The organism is Parasynechococcus sp., assembly GCF_042954245.1.
Taxonomy (GTDB): Bacteria; Cyanobacteriota; Cyanobacteriia; order PCC-6307; family Cyanobiaceae; genus Parasynechococcus.
On sequence record NZ_JBGKDP010000129.1, the window covers coordinates 1 to 2,926 of the forward strand.

Annotated in this window: 3 protein-coding genes; all 3 read right to left on the bottom strand. The window is 56.2% G+C overall.

The window, feature by feature from the left end; all coding sequences use genetic code 11:
• Positions 1-169 (bottom strand): NAD(P)-binding domain-containing protein (locus tag ACGVJ8_RS05765; protein WP_392346257.1); only part of this gene is annotated, 169 nt, incomplete at its 3' end.
• A 136-nt stretch (positions 170-305) separates the two neighbouring features.
• Positions 306-1,601: a glucose-1-phosphate adenylyltransferase gene (locus tag ACGVJ8_RS05770; RefSeq protein WP_392346252.1), complete on the bottom strand. Its 1,296-nt coding sequence runs from the start codon at positions 1,599-1,601 to the stop codon at positions 306-308.
• A 121-nt stretch (positions 1,602-1,722) separates the two neighbouring features.
• Positions 1,723-2,926: glutamyl-tRNA reductase (locus ACGVJ8_RS05775; protein ID WP_392346254.1), on the bottom strand; the 1,204-nt coding region annotated here is incomplete at its 5' end.

Sequence of the window (2,926 nt, forward strand, 5' to 3'; positions counted from 1 at the left end):
CAGTGGCGCCCTGGATGTTCTTGTCCTTGCCACGTCCCTGGAGGAAGTCCTCGGTTTTGGCGTAGGTGCGGTTGTAGACAACGCTGGAAAAACCATTGCGCTCCGCATTAAGGACGAGGTTCTCGCCCATCACGCCAAGACCAATGAGGCCGAAGTGAGACTTGGACATGGCCGGAAGGACCACAGACGACTGATATCAGTGTGTTGATCTCGGCTGGTCTCGACCGCAAATCAACCAATAAATGTCAGGAATGAGCCATCGGATCAGGGAGACGTCGGCTCATTCCTGAGAGCGGTTCCAGGGCTCAGATCACCGTTCCGTCGGCGATGGTGGCATTTTTCTGAACAACAACAATGCCGTTGCGGATGTAGAAACCCTGATCCGAGCAATCGGCTTCTTCCACGTTGTCCTTGTTGATGATCGAGACACCCGAACCGATGCGGGTGTTCTTGTCAAGGATGGCTCGCTTCACCGTGGTGCCCTTGCCCACGCCCAAAGGAATGCCACCTCGCTCGCGCAGCACAGCGCGTTCGTCGGGCGATTCAAAGAAGTCGGCGCCCATCACCAGCGTGTCTTGCAGAACACAGTCACTTTCAATCCGGCTACGAACACCCAGCACACAGTGGTGAATGCTGCAGGACTTCAGAATGGACCCCTCTCCAATGATCGAGTTGGTGATCTGAGCATCAACAAGCTTGCTCGGGGGCAGGTAGCGGGGACGGGTGTAGATAGGGAACTTCTCGTCGTAGAAGCTGAAGGGGGGCGTGGGCTGTTGGGTTAGCGCCAGATTGGCTTCGTAGAACGCACCGATGGTGCCGATGTCTTCCCAGTAGTCGTCGAACACATAGCTCTGAAGCTTGTCGCCCCTCGCGAGAGCCTCAGGGATGATTTCCTTGCCGAAATCTTTGTAACCTGGATACTTGTCGAGCAGATCAAACAGGGTCTGACCGCTGAAAACATAAATGCCCATCGAAGCCAGGTAAGGCCTCTCCTTAGCTGAATCAGCACTCAGGCCAAAACGAGAGGTGTCAACTACCATCTCGAGCAGCGAGTCACCCTTTGGCTTTTCGCGAAATTCCTTGATCGCGCCGTTTTCATCAGTACGCATCAGGCCGAAGGCCTCAGCCTGTTTGGGATCAACAGGAAGAGCAGCAACAGTGAGATCGGCGCCTGAGCGGCGATGATGCTCAATGAAAAGGCTGTAATCCATCCGATACAGCTGGTCGCCAGAAAGGATCAGGTACTCATCAACATCCCATTCCTGGAACAACCACTGGTATTTGCGTACGGCATCTGCAGTGCCTTCGAACCAGGTGGGGCTATCAGGGGTCTGCTGGGCCGCAAGCACCTCAACAAAACCTTCTCCGAAGGAATTGCTGAGGTTGTAGGTCTGACTCAGATGTCGATTAAGTGACGCACTGTTGAACTGCGTCATCACGTACATCTTGTTGATGTCGGAGTTGATGCAGTTGCTAATCGGAATATCAATCAATCGATATTTGCCTGCCAAGGGCACGGCCGGCTTGGCACGCATTTTTGTGAGCGGGTACAGGCGTGTGCCCGCTCCCCCGCCCAGAATGATGGCCAAGACCCGCTTCATGCCGCTATCCCAAATCGGCGTTGCCGCAAGAACTTACCGGAGTTTTTGGCTTCGAAACCGTCTTTGGAAAGAATCAGTCGAGATTACTGGGATTCAAATCGCGACTGAATGGCTCAACGGATTAAGATGCTTCCAAATCGAATAGTCTTTCGACAATTCGAAGGGCCTGTTGGCGATCCTGCCGGGTCTGGGGAGCGCGCAGCTGGGTCACCGGCCTGTGGAGGATTTTGTTGATGATGCCCTTGCTCAAGGCTTCAACAACCTTACGTTCCCGGGCTGAGAAATCAGGGCCCATTCGGCTGAGGGCTTTCTGGAGTTCCTCAGTGCGGATCGACTCCATGGAAGAGCGCAGATGGTTGATCGTGGGCACAGCCTCCAGGCTGTCCCACCACTCAAGGAACTGCTGCGCTTCCTGCTGAAGCAACTGCTCAACTTCCCGGGCCATGGCCTGACGGGCTTCCTGATTACGGGCAACGACCTCTTGAAGGTCATCCACATCGTGGGATTCGACGCCCTCGACATCGGCAGCATCGGCAGCGATATTGCGCGGCACCCCGATATCAATCAGGCGAAGCTTGCTGCGCCGGTTCAGAGGAGCCAGACGCGCGGCATCGATGATCGGATCATCGGCGGCGGTGCTGGTGAACATCAGCGAGCAGGTGCTCAGGTACTGATCGAGGTCCGTAAGCGGCCTGCAGTAAACAGGGAGATCAGGGAAATCAGCCGACAGCTGTTCGGCCCGCTCAACGGTGCGGTTCAGCAGAACGACACCGGAGGAACCCTTCGCCTGTAAGTGCTGAATCAACAGACGGCTCATGCGCCCGGCACCCACAACGGCGATCTGCTCGCTTTCCAGGGTGACCAGTTGATCCAGTCCCCGAGATTGACCGAGCTTGAGCTGGGCGAGCTCAACGGCGGCTGAGCTGATCGAAACAGCACCTGTTCCGAGGTTGGTTTCACTGCGGACTCGTTTGCCCGTGGTGACGGCCTGGGTGAGCAAGCGATTCAGGATCGGACCCAGGGATTTGTGCTCCTGGCCGAGCCGCATCATTTTTTTGACCTGGGATAGGATCTGACCTTCCCCCAGCACAAGGCTGTCGAGACCTGCTGCCACCCGCATCAGATGGTCGACAGCATCTTCGTGGTGGTAACTGAACAGGTGAGGGGTCAGCTCTCCTGTCTCAAGGCCGGAGTGGCTGCTGAGGAAATCGCTGACAGCAGACACGCCGAGGTCCGGATTGCGGACCAGGGTGTAAATCTCAAGGCGGTTGCAGGTGCTGAGGATAGATGCCTCGAGCACCTGCTCATTGCCGCGAAGGAATTGG

Bases quoted from the DNA above. Each gene is read 5' to 3' on its own strand.
- ACGVJ8_RS05770 (WP_392346252.1), bottom strand. From the start codon at position 1,601: ATGAAGCGGGTCTTGGCCATCATTCTGGGCGGGGGAGCGGGCACACGC.